At 45.6% G+C, this 274-nt stretch carries 1 protein-coding gene; it reads left to right on the top strand.

The genetic code is table 11. The features are described 5' to 3' along the window. Positions 1–274: hypothetical protein (locus CWC11_RS22070; RefSeq protein ID WP_138684267.1), on the top strand; the 274-nt coding region annotated here is incomplete at both ends.

Below are 274 nucleotides of genomic sequence, written 5' to 3'. Positions count from 1 at the left end.
CACGTGCAGGCAACCCATTCTTGCAGGGCTGCGAAGAGCGTATTTGGGAGTCTGAAGTAGGTGATATTATTACACGTAACTCAGGTAATGGACCTATTGCTTCAAACAGTGCCTGTGATATTTTTCCGCTGACAAACCGTATGTCTGTTCCTAGCTTTTGGGGAAGTGTATACCGTACGCCAGGATTCTCAAATACAGGTATTCCTAATTTTAGTGAAACAACAGTTGCCTCAAGCCTAGAAGGGTATCTCCCTGGTTGGGTTGCTGGTGACTT

The organism is Pseudoalteromonas sp. S3178, from assembly GCF_005886985.1.
GTDB classification, from domain to species: Bacteria; Pseudomonadota; Gammaproteobacteria; order Enterobacterales; family Alteromonadaceae; genus Pseudoalteromonas; species Pseudoalteromonas carrageenovora.
Note: the sequence above shows the minus strand (reverse complement) of the source record. Positions and strands in the feature narration are given on the sequence as shown.